20 protein-coding genes and 1 pseudogene are annotated in these 17079 nt (G+C 65.3%); 9 read left to right on the top strand and 12 right to left on the bottom strand.

The annotated features are described in order from the left end of the window. The first annotated feature begins 78 nt into the window (after nt 1-78). Together AC1DY7_RS20260 and AC1DY7_RS20255 are read left to right on the top strand one after the other, a co-directional pair. A complete protein-coding gene (locus AC1DY7_RS20260; protein ID WP_477495489.1) occupies nt 79-1041 on the top strand; it encodes a ferritin-like domain-containing protein in 963 nt (320 codons plus the stop codon). 75 nt (nt 1042-1116) lie between these two features. Beyond that, nucleotides 1117-1545, top strand: coding sequence for a type II toxin-antitoxin system Rv0910 family toxin (locus AC1DY7_RS20255; RefSeq protein ID WP_477495488.1), 429 nt, complete (start codon nt 1117-1119; stop codon nt 1543-1545). Nucleotides 1546-1548: 3 nt separating this feature from the next. Here the strand turns inward: AC1DY7_RS20255 and AC1DY7_RS20250 are convergent. Both AC1DY7_RS20250 and AC1DY7_RS20245 read right to left on the bottom strand, forming a co-directional pair. Continuing rightward, nucleotides 1549-2292: pseudogene (locus AC1DY7_RS20250) on the bottom strand (L,D-transpeptidase); the annotation flags it as partial. Between the two features lie 224 nt (nt 2293-2516). Further along, nucleotides 2517-3548 carry an NADP-dependent oxidoreductase gene (locus AC1DY7_RS20245; protein WP_477495487.1) on the bottom strand — a complete coding sequence of 344 codons (1032 nt, stop codon included), beginning with the start codon at nt 3546-3548 and terminating at the stop codon, nt 2517-2519. 250 nt (nt 3549-3798) lie between these two features. On the opposite strand from AC1DY7_RS20245, the gene AC1DY7_RS20240 reads away from it, so the two are divergent. After that, complete coding sequence (locus tag AC1DY7_RS20240; protein ID WP_477495486.1) at nt 3799-4281, top strand: hypothetical protein; 483 nt, start codon at nt 3799-3801, stop codon at nt 4279-4281. Here AC1DY7_RS20240 and AC1DY7_RS20235 read toward each other — a convergent pair. After that, nucleotides 4278-5102, bottom strand: a complete 825-nt coding sequence (locus AC1DY7_RS20235) for a formate/nitrite transporter family protein (RefSeq protein WP_477495485.1) — start codon at nt 5100-5102, stop codon at nt 4278-4280. The two genes, AC1DY7_RS20240 and AC1DY7_RS20235, sit on opposite strands and share 4 nt — an antisense overlap. Nucleotides 5103-5166: 64 nt before the next feature. Next, entirely contained in the window at nt 5167-6081 is a 915-nt protein-coding gene (locus AC1DY7_RS20230) for an MBL fold metallo-hydrolase (protein WP_477495484.1), read from the bottom strand. Between the two features lie 102 nt (nt 6082-6183). Between AC1DY7_RS20230 and AC1DY7_RS20225 the strand changes: the two genes are divergently transcribed. Then, a complete protein-coding gene (locus tag AC1DY7_RS20225; RefSeq protein WP_477495483.1) occupies nt 6184-6663 on the top strand; it encodes an N-acetyltransferase family protein in 480 nt (159 codons plus the stop codon). Here AC1DY7_RS20225 and AC1DY7_RS20220 read toward each other — a convergent pair. The 4 genes from AC1DY7_RS20220 to AC1DY7_RS20205 form a co-directional block, all read right to left on the bottom strand. Beyond that, complete coding sequence (locus tag AC1DY7_RS20220; protein ID WP_477495482.1) at nt 6656-7657, bottom strand: NAD(P)H-quinone oxidoreductase; 1002 nt, start codon at nt 7655-7657, stop codon at nt 6656-6658. The two genes, AC1DY7_RS20225 and AC1DY7_RS20220, sit on opposite strands and share 8 nt — an antisense overlap. Further along, nucleotides 7654-8196, bottom strand: a complete 543-nt coding sequence (locus AC1DY7_RS20215; protein ID WP_477495481.1) for a hypothetical protein — start codon at nt 8194-8196, stop codon at nt 7654-7656. Before AC1DY7_RS20215 ends, AC1DY7_RS20220 begins: the two co-directional genes overlap by 4 nt. 87 nt (nt 8197-8283) lie before the next feature. Continuing rightward, the gene (locus AC1DY7_RS20210) at nt 8284-8901 is read right to left on the bottom strand and encodes a class I SAM-dependent methyltransferase (RefSeq protein ID WP_477495480.1); all 618 of its coding nucleotides are present in this window, start codon (nt 8899-8901) and stop codon (nt 8284-8286) included. A 4-nt stretch (nt 8902-8905) separates the two neighbouring features. Beyond that, a complete protein-coding gene (locus tag AC1DY7_RS20205; protein WP_477495559.1) occupies nt 8906-9205 on the bottom strand; it encodes a thiamine-binding protein in 300 nt (99 codons plus the stop codon). A gap of 278 nt (nt 9206-9483) precedes the next feature. On the opposite strand from AC1DY7_RS20205, the gene AC1DY7_RS20200 reads away from it, so the two are divergent. Next, nucleotides 9484-9750, top strand: coding sequence for a hypothetical protein (locus AC1DY7_RS20200; protein WP_477495479.1), 267 nt, complete (start codon nt 9484-9486; stop codon nt 9748-9750). A 15-nt stretch (nt 9751-9765) separates the two neighbouring features. On the opposite strand, the gene AC1DY7_RS20195 is transcribed toward AC1DY7_RS20200, so the two are convergent. Further along, entirely contained in the window at nt 9766-10485 is a 720-nt protein-coding gene (locus AC1DY7_RS20195) for an IclR family transcriptional regulator (RefSeq protein WP_477495478.1), read from the bottom strand. Nucleotides 10486-10558: 73 nt separating this feature from the next. On the opposite strand from AC1DY7_RS20195, the gene AC1DY7_RS20190 reads away from it, so the two are divergent. The 4 genes from AC1DY7_RS20190 to AC1DY7_RS20175 all read left to right on the top strand — a co-directional run bounded on the left by AC1DY7_RS20190 (nt 10559) and on the right by AC1DY7_RS20175 (nt 13456). Continuing rightward, complete coding sequence (locus AC1DY7_RS20190) at nt 10559-11506, top strand: TauD/TfdA dioxygenase family protein (protein WP_477495477.1); 948 nt, start codon at nt 10559-10561, stop codon at nt 11504-11506. Between the two features lie 58 nt (nt 11507-11564). Continuing rightward, the gene (locus tag AC1DY7_RS20185; protein WP_477495476.1) at nt 11565-12029 is read left to right on the top strand and encodes an SRPBCC family protein; all 465 of its coding nucleotides are present in this window, start codon (nt 11565-11567) and stop codon (nt 12027-12029) included. Between the two features lie 38 nt (nt 12030-12067). Then, nucleotides 12068-12274: a DUF3072 domain-containing protein gene (locus AC1DY7_RS20180; protein ID WP_477495475.1), complete on the top strand. Its 207-nt coding sequence runs from the start codon at nt 12068-12070 to the stop codon at nt 12272-12274. A gap of 84 nt (nt 12275-12358) precedes the next feature. Next, nucleotides 12359-13456, top strand: a complete 1098-nt coding sequence (locus AC1DY7_RS20175) for a GGDEF domain-containing protein (protein ID WP_477495474.1) — start codon at nt 12359-12361, stop codon at nt 13454-13456. 23 nt (nt 13457-13479) lie between these two features. Here the strand turns inward: AC1DY7_RS20175 and AC1DY7_RS20170 are convergent, their stop codons facing one another. The 3 genes from AC1DY7_RS20170 to AC1DY7_RS20160 form a co-directional block, all read right to left on the bottom strand. Beyond that, nucleotides 13480-14199, bottom strand: coding sequence for a DUF1905 domain-containing protein (locus AC1DY7_RS20170; RefSeq protein ID WP_477495473.1), 720 nt, complete (start codon nt 14197-14199; stop codon nt 13480-13482). A gap of 551 nt (nt 14200-14750) precedes the next feature. Next, a complete protein-coding gene (locus AC1DY7_RS20165; protein WP_477495472.1) occupies nt 14751-15311 on the bottom strand; it encodes a P-loop NTPase family protein in 561 nt (186 codons plus the stop codon). A gap of 79 nt (nt 15312-15390) precedes the next feature. Further along, complete coding sequence (locus AC1DY7_RS20160) at nt 15391-17076, bottom strand: GMC family oxidoreductase (RefSeq protein WP_477495471.1); 1686 nt, start codon at nt 17074-17076, stop codon at nt 15391-15393. Nucleotides 17077-17079: the final 3 nt, after the last annotated feature.

Genomic DNA, 17079 nt, shown 5'->3' with positions numbered 1-17079 from the left:
GCGGCGACGATCCCGGGTAACCGACATGCAAGGTGCACTTGCGCCGACACCTCCGTCAACGCAAAGGGGCGAAAAATCATGGCTACAGCTGAGACCACCACACTGCTCGCACAGTTGCGAACAGTCCTGGACCTGACCAACACCGAGATTCAGATCGCCGAAACCCGGGTCGCACAGGCGCGTACCGAGGCCGTGAAGCGCGAGCTCACGCAGAATGCAGCCAATGCCCGCGAGCGGGCCACCGCCATCGAGCAGGCAATCCGCGACCTCGGGGGCTTCCCCGACGTCATCGGCCCGTTCCTGGGCCGCGCCGCCGCGGCAGTCAAGGCTTTGACCGAACAGGCCGAGCCGTTCGACGAGGCGCTGCTCGGTGACCTGGCGCTGGAGGATCAGCTGCTGGACCGGTCGCGCTACATCAAGGCTCTGGCCGTAGCGGCGAAGAAGCCGGAGATCGTGGCCCTGGCAGATCGGTTGATCACCGCGCACGCGGCCACCGTCGAGTGGCTGACGACGGTGCTGGCCGAGGACGCGCTCGGCGGCCCGGCCGCGCTGCGGCGTACCCCGATTCAGGCGGCCGCCGGGGTGGCCGTGAAACTGGCCAACCTGCCGGGCATCTGGACCACCCGCAGCCTTGACCGCGCGCTGGAGATCCTGCGCAACATCCGGCCCAACGTCGACGAACTGCTCGACAAGGGTGCGCATGCCGGCGAGTTGGCCGGCCGGGTGCTGACCGGATCCCGCGATGCGGCCCTGGCCGCGGCCGAAGACATCACCCGCGGCGACGGGGCAGACCAGACCGCCGATGCGCTGCACGCCCTGCGTACGGCCAGTGGTGCGCTCGATCCGTCGGAGCTGCCCATCGCCGACTACGACGAACTGGCTGTGCAGGAAGCCGTTTCGGCCGTCAAGGACTTGGTCGAGCCCAGTGACATCCGCACCATCGTGGCGTGGGAAGAGGCGCACAAGAATCGTCAGCGCGTCGTCTCGGCGGCCCAGACCCGTCTGGCCGCGATTGCTCAAGAGGTCGTCGGAATCAACTGATCGGACCAACCGTAGGTGCCCCGTGGCGAATACCGCGGGGCACCGCGGCTTTCCCAACGAAAGTGCAGAAACACCATGGCAAAAGTCGACGTATCGGTCGCCTCGGACCTCAACCCGGACCAGGCCTGGAAGTTGGCCTCCGACCTACAACGTTTCGATGAGTGGCTGACCATCTTCGCCGGTTGGCAGAGCCGGCCGCCGGAGGTCGTGGAAGCCGGCACGAAGGTGTCGTCGTTGATCAAGGTCAAGGGGTTTCGCAACACCATTCACTGGGAGGTCACCGATTATGAAGAGCCGCACCGGATCCAGCTTCGGGGCCGGGGACGCGGCGGGGTCCAGATCGCGCTGGCGATGACGGTGGCCGACGATCAGCCCGGCTCGACCTTCCACCTGGTGGCCGACCTGTCCGGCGGCCTGCTCAGCGGACCGGTCGGCGCGCTGGTGGCCGCGGTGCTGAAGGCCGATGTGCGCCGGTCCGTGCAGAACCTCGCAGACCTGCGTTAGGGCTCACGCCCACTGCTCCCACGGCACGCTCCAATCGCCGTTCTGCCACAGCTGCAACGGTTTACCGCCGGAGTTGCGAACTTCGACGACATCACCCGGTACGGAGAAGTTGTAGTACCACTGGGCGTTGTCGTGGTTGAGGTTCAGGCAGCCGTGACTGGTGTCTGTCTTCCCTTGCGCCCACACCGTGGCGTCCAGTTCGTGCAGGTACACGCCGTCGGTGCTGATCCGCACCGCATAGGGGATGGACTCCTTGTAGCCCAGGTGCGAGTTGATCGGCAGGCCGTACGTGGACGAATCCATGATGACAGGGTTGCTCTTGTCCATGACGGTATAGACGCCGGGTTGTGTCCAGAAACTCAAGTTCGTGTTGCCGACGGTCTCGGTGCCGCCGCGGCCCATGGATGTCGGCATGGTGCGGACCAAGGTGCCACCGTCGAACACGCTGACCTGTTTGGTGCTGTCATCGGCGATCGCCACGTGCGACGCACCGATGGTGAACGTCGTCGGCGCGTCCTGCCCGACGGTGACGATGGTGCCCGGCGCGTAGTACTGCGGCGGTCGCCAGTGCGCTGTCGTGTCGTTGATCCAGTGCCAGGCGCCGGGGGTAGGGGGATCGGTGGTCACCGCCAATTGTTGTTCCGCCGCCCCACGATCGGCGACGGGTGCCGCGAAATGCGCGACGACAACCATCCCGATTCCATACGTGCCGCCGTTCTGGATGGGCGCACCGGACGTGCCGGTCAGCGAGAATCCGGGCACCCCGGGGAGGTTGTCCGCGTGTGAGACGGCGACCGGCGCGAGGGCCAGCGCGAGCACCGCCACCACGATTGCCCACACCGGCGTCACACGACGCGCTATGGCCGCCACATACATCTCCCGTCAGTACGGCACGACCGAACCGCCGGGCCTTTCTGACGATTATCCTTGCGAAGTCTGGCAATTGGTTGAATGGTGGCCGTGACCGAGGGTCAGTTCGCGCTGGGTTCGCTGACCTTGACGAGCATCTTGCCGACGTTGGAGCCGGTGAACAATCCGTTGAGCGCGTCGACGCTCGCTTCCAGACCGTCATAGACGGTCTGGCGATGGGTCAGCAATCCCTGCTGCTCCCAGCTCCGCAGCGCATCGAAGGCCTCGTCGAAATGGGCCCATTCATCGAGTGCGTTGAAGCCCTGCATGGTGGCCGTCTTCGCGAGCAGATTGACGTAATTGGACGGACCCGGGTGCTCGCCGGTGAGGTAACTGGAGATCACTCCGCACAGCACCACCCGCGCCTTGGGGGCGAGCCTGCCGAGAACGGCGTTGAGGACCTCACCGCCGACGTTGTCGAAGTAGACGTCTACGCCCCTGGGGCAGTGCTCCTTCAGTGCGGCGGGGACATCGTCGGCTTTGTAGTCGATGCAGGCGTCGAACCCGAAGTCCTGCACCACCGCTCGGCATTTCTCCGCGCCGCCGGCGATCCCCACCACCCTGGCGCCCGCGATCTTGGCGATCTGACCCGCAACCGATCCGGTGGCCCCCGCGGCGGCCGACACCACCACCGTCTCTCCCGGGCGAGGCTTGCCGACCCCGGTCATGCCGAAGTAGGCGGTCGCGCCGGTGGGGCCATAGACCGACATGACGGCGAGGTGGTCGGTGAAGCCGACGACGGGTGTGCTGAACAGGTCGTCCCGGATCACCACGTAGTCCTGAAATCCGGTCAGCGTCGTCACCAGATCACCCACAGCGTAAGCATCGCAACGTGTTTCGACGACCTCGCCGATTCCCGCGGCACGGATCACGTCGCCGAGTTCGACCGGGGGAAGATACCCCTTCTGGCCGTCGAGCCATGTCCGCACGGCGGCGTCGATGCCGATGTAGGTGGTTCGCAGCAGCGCCTCGCCGTCGGCGAGTTCGGGTGCCGGAGCGCGTACCAGTTCGGTGTCATCGGTCGAGACCAGCCCCTTGGGGCGTCGGCGAAGCACGATCTGACGGTTCGACCGGTTGTCGGGCTCGGACAACATCGTCCTCCGATGTTCTGGACTGCGGGTCTGTGCGTTGGCGCGTCCAGGTTTCCAGATCCTGTGATTCCGCGGAGGTGTTCCGGCGACCCGGGTTTCTACCGCTCATTCCCTGATTACTTTGCTGAGTATCGATCTCACAGGATCTTCCAAGCTACGATCTTCGCGCGAGTACGGGCGAGCCGCGTGCCGCAGGTGTGGGTTACCAGCCGCGCACGCGACCGGAACGCACCGCCGAGCGCCGGCTCACCTGGTGGCAGCGGTCGCTGCGCTGGACGTCCTGGCTGGCGTTCCTGACCGCCGCGATCTGGAGTTCGGCCAACTGATCTTCCGGGTGTATGACGCCGAACTGGAGAACACCCACGCCTATGCCCTGATGTTCCTGCTCATTCCCGGCATCTTCCTGTTGTGGTTCAACCTCATTCCCTTTGTCAGCCGCGGATCGGAGTTCGGTGTCGAACCGGAGGGTTCAGTGAGCGTGCGTAGGGGCGACAGTTGGGAGCCACTGCTGGAGTATCAGTACGCCACGGTGTGCGCCGACGGCACGACGATCTCGTTCGCATCTTCACCAGGCGGACCGCCACCGGTCCGGTTACCGCAGTGTCGGGTGTTCTCCCGTGAATACGGTGGGCGGCTGGAGAGTTCGATCAGTGCCGAGTTCTTCAGTCGATTGCTCTTGGGCCGCGGGTTCGCCGTCGAGGTCGCGGGCAACCATTTCGAGGCGCGCCGGACCTAGTCGGCCTCGGCGTCCGCATCGGCTCGTTCCTGCTGCAGGCGGTCCTTGCTGCGCAGCAGCCGCAGCAGCGTCACCAGAAGCAGGCCACCCACGACATTTCCCACGATGGTGTACCCGAACCACGACAGCCAATCGAGGTAGCCGAAGGGTGCCTCGCCGGTGCTCAGGGCGCCGAAGATCAAGAGCGAATCCAGGATCGAGTGGAACATCTGCAGACCGGCGAGCAGGAACGCGCCGGCGACGGCGGCGGCGATCTTGCCGAACATCGAATCGGTGCCGTGCTGCATGCGCGTCATCAAAGTGATCGCCATCCCGCCGAGCAACGACAACGTCACCGTCTCCACCGACAGTGGTGCCAACGCGTAATGCGCGGCTGACTCCATGGCTTGGTCATGCAGTTTGGGAAAGCCCGTCATGATCAGCCACATCAGCACCCATCCGCCCGCCAGATTGGCGGTCAACGTGCCGCTCCAGAGTTTCAGCAGCTGACGCACGCTGGCGCGCTTGGCCGCGACGGTGGTGACCGGCACCAGGAAGCCCTCGGTGAACAATTCGCTGCGCCCCAGCAGTAAGGCGAGGAAGCCGATGGAGAACGCCAGGCCCGCGAGCAGATGGTCGTGGGTGGCGTGCAGGACCGAAAGGTAGGCGAGCACTCCCATCGCCACCTCGGTGCCCCCGAAGAACCCCGTCACCAGGACCTCACGCCAGGTGCGGTGCAGGCGCTGGGTGCCCTCGTCGACCATCCGGTTGAAGGCCTGCTCCAGCGCGTCCTCGATGGGACTGTCGTGCTCGCCGAGTTCGCGCTGGGTGGTTCCACTCATAGAGGTCCCGAATACCCGCGCGGCGGCGGGTCGAAAAGCCAGCCGCCGCGGGCCGGATGACCGCTCAGTAATCCCAGGCGGCCGGCACGCACCGGAAGGCGTCGCCGGCGACAGCCACGTGACACACGGATGGGAACGGCAGGTGGGTTGCCACCAGCGACTCCCCGGTTGCGGCCAATTCCCGCAGCAACTGGATCCGGACGCGCGCCGCCTCCGCGGGATCGTGCTCAAAGCCGTTCTGCCACTCCGGGTTGTCGAAACCGGGCGCGAACACCGCATCGCCGGCGAAAGTCAGCTTCTCCCCGCGAGATTCGAGGCGGACCACGCTGTGCCCGGGGGTGTGCCCACCGGTGCGGCTGATCAGCACACCCGGGGCAACCTCGTACTCATTCTCGAAGGTGCGCAACTGGCCGTGGTATTCGTCCAGGAACTGGGTGGCGACGCGTCGGAGCACGTCCGGAATCGGTTGCGGCATGACGGTCTGGGTGAAGTCGGGGGCGGCCCAGAACTCGGCCTCGGCCGTCGCCGCGTGCACCCGCAGGTCCGGGCGTAGCCGCTGCTTCAGTCCTTCGGTGAGCAGTCCGCCGACATGATCCATGTGCAGGTGGGTCAGCACCACGTCGGTCACGGAGCTGAGGTCGACCCCTGCGGCTTCCAGTCGCTGGACAGTCTGCCCGGCCCGCGGGAAATCAGGGAATTCCAGACCCAGTCCGGCGTCGACGAGGATCGTCCGGTCGCCGCTGCGGACCACGACCACATTGAGCGGCCAATCGACCACCTCGGGCGGCAGGAAGTTGTCGTCGAGCCAACCCGCCAGTTCGTTCGATTCCACATTCGTGGCCAGCGTCGACGCGGTAATCGGGAGGACGCCGTCGCTGATCACCAGCACTTCAATGTCACCGATGTCCACCGCGTAGCGCGACGGGACCAGTTCGCCGATACCGACGCCGCCGAGGCGGGGAAGATTGTCCAAGCTCATGTTCTGCTCCTCTGGATGGCTGAAGACAGGCCGCGATGTGCTGTCCCTCGCTAGATCGCCATCTCGCCGGCGAATTCATCCACCACGCGTGAGAATCAGCTGATGCCTCCCGACCCGAGCATCCGGATGCGTCCCGCGACCTCAGGCGACGCCGCGTTCATCGTCGAGATGGCGCGCCATGCCTGTGTCATCGAGGACCGGCCGCTGCCGGACCCGGACTCCGAGGAGGTGAAAAGCCTGCTGCCCGCGGACGGGGAGGTGCCGATCGTCGCGGTCGATGCCGAGGGCAGCCGTCTGGGTGCGGTCTGGACGTTCCACGACGATCCGCCGCTACTTCTCGACGCCGGGGGAGACCCGCTACCGGAGTTGTGCATCGCCGTGGCCCCCGGCATGCGTGGCCGTGGCGTCGGCGGGGCGTTACTGGAGGCATTGTTCGCGCACATTGCCGACACCGTGCCCGCGATGTGCACCAATGTGCACGTCCGCAATCCCGCGCAGAAGCTGTATGCGCGCAAGGGTTTTGACGTCGTCGGCGCGGGACGCGGTCCACTCGGCCTGGCGATGCGCAAAGACCTCAGCTGACATTCACGTCGGTATGTCGGTTGTCGAGAATGACCTTACCGACCGTCTGCGCGGACTCCAGAAGTTGATGCGCCCGCGCAGCGTCGGCCATCGGAACAATCGTGTCGACCACCACGCGGACGGCGCCGGTCTCGAACAGAGGCAGGACGTTCCGGGTCACCCCGGCGATGATGTCGGCCTTCTGCTGAATCGGGCGGGCCCGAAGCATGGTGGCGGTGACGCTGGCGCGCTTGGACATCAGCAGTCCGAGGTCGAGCGGCGCCGGATCGGTCGAACCTCCGATGATCACCAGATGACCGTCGGCAGCCAGGCATTCGAGGTTACGGGCCAGATAGGCGGACCCCACGACATCGAGGATGGCGTCGACGCCGCGGCCGTGGGTCGCCGCCAACGTGGTTGCCACGAAATCCTGATCGCGATAATTGATCGCGGTCTGCGCGCCCAGATCCAGGCCGGTGCGGGTTTTGGCGTCGCTGCCGGCCGTCGTGATGACGTGCGCCCCGATCGCGGTGGCCCACTGGATGGCGAAGGTGCCGATGCCTCCACCGGCACCGTGGATCAGTACCGTCTGGTCTCGCGTCAGTCCGGCAATCATGGCGAGGTTGGAGTAGACGGTGGCGGCGACCTCCGGCACGGCCGCGGCCTCGACCATGGTGAGTCCTCGGGGGATCGGCATCACCTGGCCGGCGGGCACCGCCACCTCGTCGGCGTAGCCCCCGCCATCCAACAAGGCGCACACCTGATCCCCGGGTGCCCACGTCGCGACGTCGGCACCGACGGCCGTGATGGTGCCGGCGCATTCCAGACCGAGCGGGCGTGGCGCCCAAGCCGGTACGGGGTAATGCCCGCGGCGCTGCAACAGGTCGGCGTTGTTCACCCCCGCCGCGGCGACGCTGATCACCACTTCATGGGGCCGAGGGCTCAATGGCGCCACGCCGCGCCACTTCAGAACATCGGGCGGGCCGGGGTGGTCGAACAGAATGGCCGAATTCATCGCGCCGCCGCCCAACGGGCGATGCTTTCGGCGTACAGCGGGGTTTCGACGCGGCAATGCTTTCCCGAGGCGCCTTGACGCGCTTCAGCCGCCTCCTCGAACGTCTGACCCTGTTCGGCAATGAATTTCAAGAAGTCCTCGGTGGGGTGTGAGGTCACCGTGTTGGTGTAGCGGCAGCGATCCCCGTCGATCTGTTCCAGGCGGAGTTCCCAGATGACCTGTGTCGTCGTCCATCCCGCGGGGGTGAGGATGTCCGACAACGACACCATCTTGCAGTAGTGGGTCCCTGCCACCTCGAAACGGTACTGCTGGATCACCAGGCCCGTGCCGATCATCTCGACGTTGATCGACATCGGCGTTCCGTCGTCGTCCACGGTGTAGCCCGCGGCCTTGTGATCACCGGGTGCGCAACGCTGATACTCATGCGTGGGAAGCGTTTTCAGCCACTGCGCGATATCGACGCGGTCGAACGCGGCCGGCACATCGGCGGTGACCACCGCGTGGGAAAGGATCAGGTCGTCGCGAACTGCGGTGCTCATCCATCACTCCTGTCGTAGGTTCGGGACAAGCATGTCCGGGACCGGGCGACGCGGACAATGCCGCTGCCCTGACCTCACTGGGTAGTGCTAGCCCCCATCGGTGGGCCGGCGACGGGCCAACAGGTGTACTCCCGGGAAGCGGTGGACGCCGTCGGGCCGATTGACGATCCGCCATTCTTCATCGAATCCCGCGCCAGCCAGTACGCGGGCGAGTTCATCGGGATGCCAACGCCAGGCCGGGGCCACCGCGTGATCGAAAGGTGTTGCAGGACCAGGAGTATCGGATGACTGTGACGCGATGAGCACCGGCGCACCCGGACGCAGCGGCCTTGCCCAGGAGCGAAAAATATCGACGAGCTGGTCCGGCGAGATGTGGATCAGGCTGAATCGCGCGATGATCGCCGCGACGGGGCGTTCGACCCGGGTCATGGTCGCGTCGTCGTCGATGAACGTCAGGTGTGGGTAGGTGGCACGCGCGATGGCGAGCATCGCGGGGCTCGGATCGCACCCCAGCACGTCGACCCCCTGGCGGGCAAGGTCATCGGTGACATGCCCCAGCCCGCACCCCACGTCGACGACGACACCGTCGCTGTCGATGGCTTCGAGGAACGCTGCGACTGCGTGCCGCTCGATCGACGACTGGTAGGGCCCGGGGAACATCGCGGCGTACCGCTCGGCGAGCTTCTCGTATCCCGGTTGCGTCATCCGCTCACTCCCGCAGCGCATCCTCGATGCGTTGCACCTTGGCGGTGAGTTGGCCGACGTGGCCGGGCCGGATGTCGGCCTTGAGCACCAGGCTCACCCGGGGGGAGGCGGCCGCGACGGCTTCGACCGCCTGCTTGACCACCGCCATCACCTCATCCCATTCGCCTTCGAGGTTGGTGAACATGGCGTTGGTCTCGTTGGGAAGTCCGGACGCTCGGACCACTCGGACCGCTTCGGCGACCGCCGCACCGACGCTGCCGTCCTCGTCACCGCCCGACGGGCTGACGCTGAATGCCACGAGCATGGTGGTCCTCTCGTTCGACGTGGTGTCGGCTACGCCATGGTGCCGAGCCGGCGGGCGACGGTCGCCGCCACACAGCCCGTTATTCCACTCTGCCACCTCGAAAATTTATGACCGCGGTGTAGCCGCAGCATCGCCACCTAGCCGGCTTGCCGGGGCTAAGCTGACCGCTGGCGGACTTCGCCGGCGACCAGAAAGTGGGGCGTGCGATGCGCGTAGTAGTGTCCCGAGCCGCTCGGATCTCGATTGCAGCGGCCGCATTGTCTGCTGGGTTCGCCGTGATGGGCTTGCCGGCGGTGGCGCACGCGGACAGCCTGACGTGTTCGGACGGTGAAGTGGCGCTGGACGGCACCTGCACGCCGCCCAAGGACAACAGCTCTACCGCGCTGGGGATTCCGCAGGGCTCCGTCAATGACGTCGTCTCGTCGTTGAACAATCCCAGCCTGTTCGACCCGCCGTTTCAGCTGACCGAAGCTGAGGTGGCGTCGCCCGGGTACAACGCCGGGGCTGGTCACGCCGGTGGTGGCGCCGGCGGCCACGGCCGCTAGCGTCGGGCGACCTCCTCACGGCACGTTGCCCGACAGCAGATTCGCTGCCTGACAGACCTTTTCGGCCAGCTGGGCGACGCTGTCCGGTGGCATGCGCTCGGCCGGTCCGCTGATCGCGATCACCCCGATCGGGCGGCCGTCGACCTCGAACACCGGTGCGGCGATGGTCATGGACGGTGCGTTGACCTCGCTGCTGGCGGCGTAACCGCGGGCCCGGCACGCGTCGAGCAGTGCCAGCAATTCCGCGTCGGCCGGCTCGCCGAGCAGTTCGTTTCGGCGTTCCTGGCTGAGGAAGGGCAACAAAATTCGACCGGTGGCGCTGTCGCGGGCGGGGACGACGGTACCGATGCGCGGCACCATCCGTAGTTCCTGAGCGCACTCCGCCACCTGTGACACCACCAGTTGCGCCCCGACCGGCTCGTTGAAGATCGCGGTCTCACCGGTCTGCAGGACGAGTTGTTCGAGCGCGAGCTGGATGGTGTGGCGCAGGTCGGACTTGGCACGTGAGCTATGCGCGATGTTCAGGATGCGCGGCGTGGTTTCCCACCGAGTGAGGTGATCGCCGTCGGCCTGGATCCAGGCTTGTTCCGACAGCGTGACCAACGCGCGCTGCACGGCGCTCTTGTCGATGTCCAGGATTCGCGAGAGTTCGGCGACGCCGACCGGTTGGTGGGCGGCGACCGCCTCGAACACGGTCAGCACTCGTGCGGCTGTGGAACTCGCCTTGACGGCCATCGGTCACCCTCGCTAATGTTAGATATTGATACAGCATATCATATAGTGATACGAGGCCAGCGATATGTCAGCTATGCACGTCACACCCCTTCGGGACGACCTCACCTTCGGCGCGCGGGTTGCCGGCGTCACGCTCGCGGCGCTGGCCGATCAGCAGGTCCGCGACCGACTCAGGCGGGTCTTCCGTGAGCGCGGGATGATCCTGTTCGAGGACGTCGAACCCGACGGCGGCCTGCAGGTGGAGATCAGCACGGTGTTCGGCCCGCTCAAGGACCATCCGGTTCCTTCTGTGCCACGGGCGGAGGGAGCACTGCACCCCGGCGTCATCGAGATCGGCCAGGCGCCGCGTGAAGGCAACATCGTGATGGTCGAGGGCAGGGAAGTCACCTCGTGGCTGCCATGGCATTTCGATCATTGCTACAACGATGAACTGAACCTGGCAGGCGTGTTGCGGTGCGTGACCGGAGTGAGCGAGGGTGGCGAGACCGGCTTTGCCGACGGCATCCACCTCTACAAGATCCTGTCGCCAGAACTGCGCCGCCAGATCGAAGACCGCAACATCCTGTACTCCCTGAATCTGCGCTTCGCCGATATGCGTTTCGGGCTGGCCGACGGGTTCCGCGAAATCCAGCCGCATGCACGCCTGCAAGCGACGATCGACTACGGCAAGGCGCTTCCGCGCGCGGTGCATCCCGCGGTATGGACGCGGGACACAGGGGAGAAGGTGCTGCACATCTCGCCGTGGATGGCAGAGGGTATCGAGGGTGACGAGACATCCGACGGTGACGAACTACTCGAGGCGGTGTGCAGAGAGATGCTGGCCGGGATCACGCCGTACTTCCACACCTGGCGCCCGACGGACATGGTCATCTGGGACAACCTTCGGATGCTGCACGCCGTCAGCGGCCACGATCCCGACGAGCCGCGGGTCATGCACCGCACCACGATCCAGGGCGATTACGGCCTGGGCTACTTCGAGGGCAACGTGCAGGGCGACAAGATCTTGGAGATGACCGTCTGAGTCGCTGCCCGGTGCCTCGATGGTTTACCGAGGGCGCCGGGGTGGGAACTGTGAACGGATGAGCGACAACGCACACGTCATCGTCGAGCGAACCATTGCGGCTCCCGTCGATGCGGTCTTCAACATCCTTTCCAATCCCGAGCGGCACCAAGAGATCGACGGCTCCGGCTTCATCCACGGCGTGGACCACGCCGACCGGATACAAGCGGTGGGCCAGGTGTTCACGATGAACATGCAGGGCAGCCATATGGGCGGCGAATACAAGACCGACAATCACGTCTCCGGTTACGCGAAGGACAAATTGCTGGCCTGGAAGACCGCCCCCGCTGGCACCGAGCCGCCCGGCTGGGAGTGGTTGTGGGAGTTGGAATCTCAGGGACCCGATGAGACGCTGGTGCGCCACACCTACGACTGGTCGAAGGTCACGGACAAGAAACTGCTGGAAAAGGTCAAATTCCCGTTGGTCACCAAGGATCAGCTGGCCGACACGCTCGGCCGACTCGCGGCCGCGACTACACCCTGATCTGTTTCGAATCTTTGTTCGAGGGGCATCCATCTGCCATGACCCAACAACACACCTCGCACGACAACGCCGAGAAGGACACGTCCGACTGGGTGACCGGCGACGAGTCGATGACCGGCCCCCAGCGCAGCTATCTCCACACCTTGGCCAGGGAAGCGGGTCAGGACGTGCCGGACGAGTTGACCAAGGCCGAAGCCTCAGATCTCATCGACGACCTCCAGGCCCAGACCGGGCGGGGCGACTGAGCCGACACCGAGAAGTCTCCTCACCGCATCTCGGGCCTGCCGTAAGGTGGTTTGCTGACGGCTGGGTCGACGGAACGGTGAGGAGTGGTGATTCTTCAGTTAACGCCGCTCATCACAAGATGGAATCGCCGCGATCGCTTTGAGATCATGTCGGTGTTTCTCCGTCGTCGGCAGTTGCTGCGCTCCGCCCAGATGGTGTTGGCCGCTGTTGCTGCCTCGGCGTCGCTTGTTCCGCTGTCCGCCTTGCTGATGCAACATCCGGCTACGCAGGGCGGCTGGTGGGTCGCAGTCGGGGGAAGCGCCTTCGCGTTCGGCATGGCGGTGTTCTGGCTGGCTCGATGGCCGACGCGGTTGCAGTCCGAAGTGGTGTCGATGGGAGCCATCGCGGTCATTGCGGGCTGGAGTCTGACGCAAGAATCACCGGAGATGGCCGCCTTGGCAGCGTCAGCGCTGGCCGTCACGGGGGGCTATCTCGCGTTCTTCCACGGCTCGCGCGCCGTGCTGCTCAATGGTGTGATCGCGCTGGCGGTTGCTGTTGACGCAGTGTGGCGTCTCGCGGCCGGCGGCCAGGCCACTACCGCGGTTGCAGCATTGTGGCTGGTGATGTTCTTGAACCTCGCGGTTCCGCTCTCAGTGTCGGGATTGTCGCGTGCTCTGCGGCGTTATGCGATGCGCGCGGACGAGGATCAACTCACCGGGCTGTTCAATCGCCGTGGTTTCGTCGATGAGGTGACGCGCATCTTGCACGAGACCTCGCAGGTGCCCAACGATCCTGGTGCGCCCGTACGGGTGGCGATCTTCATGGTGGACATCGACAACTTCAAGAGGATCAACGACAGCTTCGGGCACGCCGCGGGCGATCAAGCAATCCTCGCGGTCGCGCAGCTGCTTCGGCGGCAGGCGCCACTGCCTGCCGTGATCTGCCGGGCCGGGGGTGAAGAGTTTCTCATCGCGGTCGTGACCCGCTCCGACGTGGTTGCCATGGCTCACCGCCTACGCGAAGCGATTTCCGGTCTGCCTGAGAGCGTGACGGTGAGCATTGGTATCGCGACGGTAGATGTAGCCGCGCGGCTGAATCGCGATGTCGGATCACTGGTAACGCAGTTGGTTGCCGAAGCCGATGCGGCGATGTACGAAGTCAAGGGGCAGGGCGGCAACAATGTGCGGCACGTGGGCCTCTGAGGATTCCTGCCTGCGGAGACGATCTAGGATCGCAGGATGTCCGCCGGGGACGCGGTCTTGACGAATGCACGTGCTGCCGTTGCAAGTTCGTCGTCGACAGTCACCAGGGCGTCGGCCTGAAGTTGGGTCAGTGCGATGTACACGACCTGATTGATGTCGGGCCAGTTCAGTTTCGCGGCCAGCCGCCAGGCGTGGTCCTCCAACGAGCGGTCACCGAGGAACCGGATCCGCAGCCCTCGGATATCGTCGAGAATCTTTCGGCCTGCCCGCTCGTCGATCTCGCCGCGGCGCACCGAGTCATAGACCAGGGCCAGCGCCTGCGCGCGCAGCAGCGTGGGGGCCGTGAGGCTGTGTTGTGGTGGGATGGTCGCTCCCTCGGTGGCGAGCGTGATGGCCACCGGCGCATCGATGACGAAGGTGGTCATTTCGTTTCCTTCCGATGGTGCGCCGACATTCTGTCGGCCGACCTGCAGCCGCAGCCGCACGTGATCGCCGTCGTCGATGCCGTGCGGCCGGCGTAGCGCGATCTTCAGCGGCACCAGGTAGACACCGTCTTTCGGGATCAGCGACGTCGTCACCTCGGTGTCGCCGATGCGTACCTGCGCCGGGATGACACCCCAGCCGTAGGTCAGCTCGCCGTGGTGCGCATGCAGATAGTCATCGACGGGAGCGGGTGTGGCGACAAAGAAGTACGGTGCAGGCCCGCGCCACTGGAACACCTCGCCTTCGAACTCCCACTCCACGACTCCACGTTAAAGGTTCGGGGTGTTCGGTGCACGCACTCGACGGGGGTCACCAATCACGTTATGTAGCTGGAGACACTCGCTCAGGCAGTGGCTCGGCGGACGTGGCGTCGAGGATGTCTGGAGCCTTGTGCGTGAACTCCTGTGGGGCCAACCGGTCTGCCAACATGGCGGGCACGGGACGTATGACAGGTGTGTTCCACCAGGACCGCATCTTGTTGAACATTTCCCTCCCCGTTCAAGCTCCGCAAATTCTAAAACTTTGCCAGCGTCTGATCGCGCCACCTGCCGACACCGCACCGCAATCGCATCCCGCATCTCCATGATGCTGCACGTCGGCCAATCCGTCGCGCCACGTCGTGGCACTGCGCTCGAATTCATCCGAACGGATGACGCTGTGCCATGCAGCTTTTACCCGGCGACCATTGCCGTCATGTGGCGTGTGCCACCGTGGCAGCCAGGGGGCTCTGTTGGTGCTCAGCGCCGCAGGCGTCGATTCCCGGCTGCGGACAGGGCTGTAGCTGGGGGATAGCTGGCGGAAAGGTGGGAATCTACCGGGACAGGCCTGCGGCGCGGCTCACCCAGTGTTCGCCCTCGCGTGTGGAGTTGAGCCGCACAACGCGTAAATGGGAGTGCGATGCGTCGACTGTCGGTATCCGGTCACGGCACTTGTTGCGGGTCCGGATACCCCATCGCACGATGTGGTCGGGGTCGGCAAAGAACTTGTGCAGGGGCCCTTCGTAATTGCCGTTCCACAGCTCCACTCGACGGATCCGCCTGTGCACTGTGCGGCGGGTGAGCCGAAACAACGTCAGCGGGGTGGGAAGGTCGAGCCAGAGCATGGTGTCAGCGCGCTCGATGATCTGGTCGCGCACCGCCCCATACTGCCATTCGATGACCCATGAATCGGTGGAGATGATGTTCTCGACGTCATCGACGAATTCGTCTCGCGGCTGCCAATTGCGGCCGTGGAAGAGGCTGTCCATCTCCGTGTAGGGGAGCCCCAGCCGGGCCGAAACATGCTGGGCCAGCGTCGTCTTGCCAGAACCTGACACTCCCGCGATCGCGATGCGCCGCGGCTGCCACGTGATCGGATCGGATACGGACAACACCTGTCCGATCCTAGAGGCGTGTTGCCGGTCTGAGGCAGGGGAGTGCGGCGAGGTAAAGGGGAACCTCGGTGTCGCCGCCCTATCCCAGGATCGCCTGCGCTGCGCGCTCGGCGATCAGCATGACCGGCGCGTTGGTGTTCCCGGAGGTGATGGTGGGCATTGCCGATGCATCGACCACTCGCAGGCCCGCCACGCGGTACACGCGGCAGTCGGTGTCGAGCACCGTGGCTGCCGAACGGGGAACACCCTGCGTGTCAAAGGCTCCCATCGCGCAGGTGCCCACCGGATGAAAGATGGTGGTACCGAGTTCACGGGCTGCGCTCTGTAATTCGTCATCGCTTGCCAGCTGCGGCCCGGGAAGCAACTCTTCTGGGCAGTAGCGGGCCAGGGTCGGCGCCGCCATGATCTGGCGCGTCATCCTCAACCCCCGCACCGCGACCTGACGATCGGCGTCGGTGGACAGGTAGTTGGGCAAGATCTTCGGGTAGCTCAGCGGATCTGCACTGGCCATGCGCACGTGGCCCCGCGAAGTGGGGCGCAGATTGCACACCGAGGGAGTGATCGCGCCGAACTTGTGCAAGGGTTCGCCGAACTTGGCCAATGACAAGGGTTGCACATGCCACTCCAAATCGGGACTGGCCAGCGCGGGATCGCTTTTGGCGAAAGCCCCCAGGGTGGAGGGCGGCATGGTCATCGGTCCGGAGCGCAGCAACGCGTACTGAATACCCATGCCTCCACGGGTGATCCAGTTGCGGTAGAGCGTATTGACGGTCTGCGCGCCGCGTACCCGGTAGACCGTGCGCAGCTGCAGATGGTCCTGGAGGTTCTCACCCACTCCGGGCAGGTCGACCTCCACTCGCACATGATGGTGGGTGAGTAGCCCGGCCGGCCCCAGCCCGGAGGCCTGCATGAGATGCGGTGATCCAATGGCTCCGGCGCTCAGGATCACCTCGCGGCGTGCTTGGACGTCGATGATGTGACCGTCCTTCAACAACCGCACTCCGGTGGCGCGGCGTGTAGCTGTAGTCCAGGCGCCGTGCCGTTGATCCTCGTCGACCTGGTCGTCCATCAGCAGCTTCAAGGCCTGGGTGTCAGTGTGGACGGTGAGATTGGTCCGGTGGGTCACGGGATGCAGGAACGCATCGGCCATCGACCAACGACGGCCCCGCCGCTGGTTGACGTGGAAGTACGCACTGCCGGCGTTGTCGCCTCGATTGAACTCGTCGATCGGGTCGATGCCCACGTGGGCGGCAGCGGACTGCCACGCGTCCAAGATCTTCCAGCGCACCCGCGGCCGCGCGACGGGGATTTCACCACCGGCGCCGTGCCATTCGTCGGCTCCGCCGAAGTAGTCTTCGAGCTTTTTGTAGATCGACAGCGTCTCGCCGGGACCGTCCGGACCACCCCAGAGCCATCGGTCATCACCGGTGGCCTGCGCCCAGAGGTCGTAGTCGCTTGACTGTCCGCGCATGTGGATCATGGCGTTGATCGACGACGAGCCGCCGATCACGCGGCCCCGCGCGTAGTGAATGCTGCGGCCGGCCAGACCCGGATCAGGTTCGGTCGTGAAGCACCAGTCGGTGCGGGGGTTGGCGATCGTATACAGATATCCCACCGGCACCTTGATCCAGAACCAGTCGTCTCTGCCGCCCGCCTCGACCAGGAGCACCCGGTGATCGGGGTTGGCGCTGAGCCGGTTGGCGAGCAGGCAGCCCGCACTGCCTGCTCCCACGATGATGAAGTCGAATTCGGCGACAGCGCTCACTCC

Source organism: Mycobacterium sp. P2_H7 (assembly GCF_056403275.1).
This window is presented reverse-complemented; position numbering and strand designations above follow the sequence as displayed.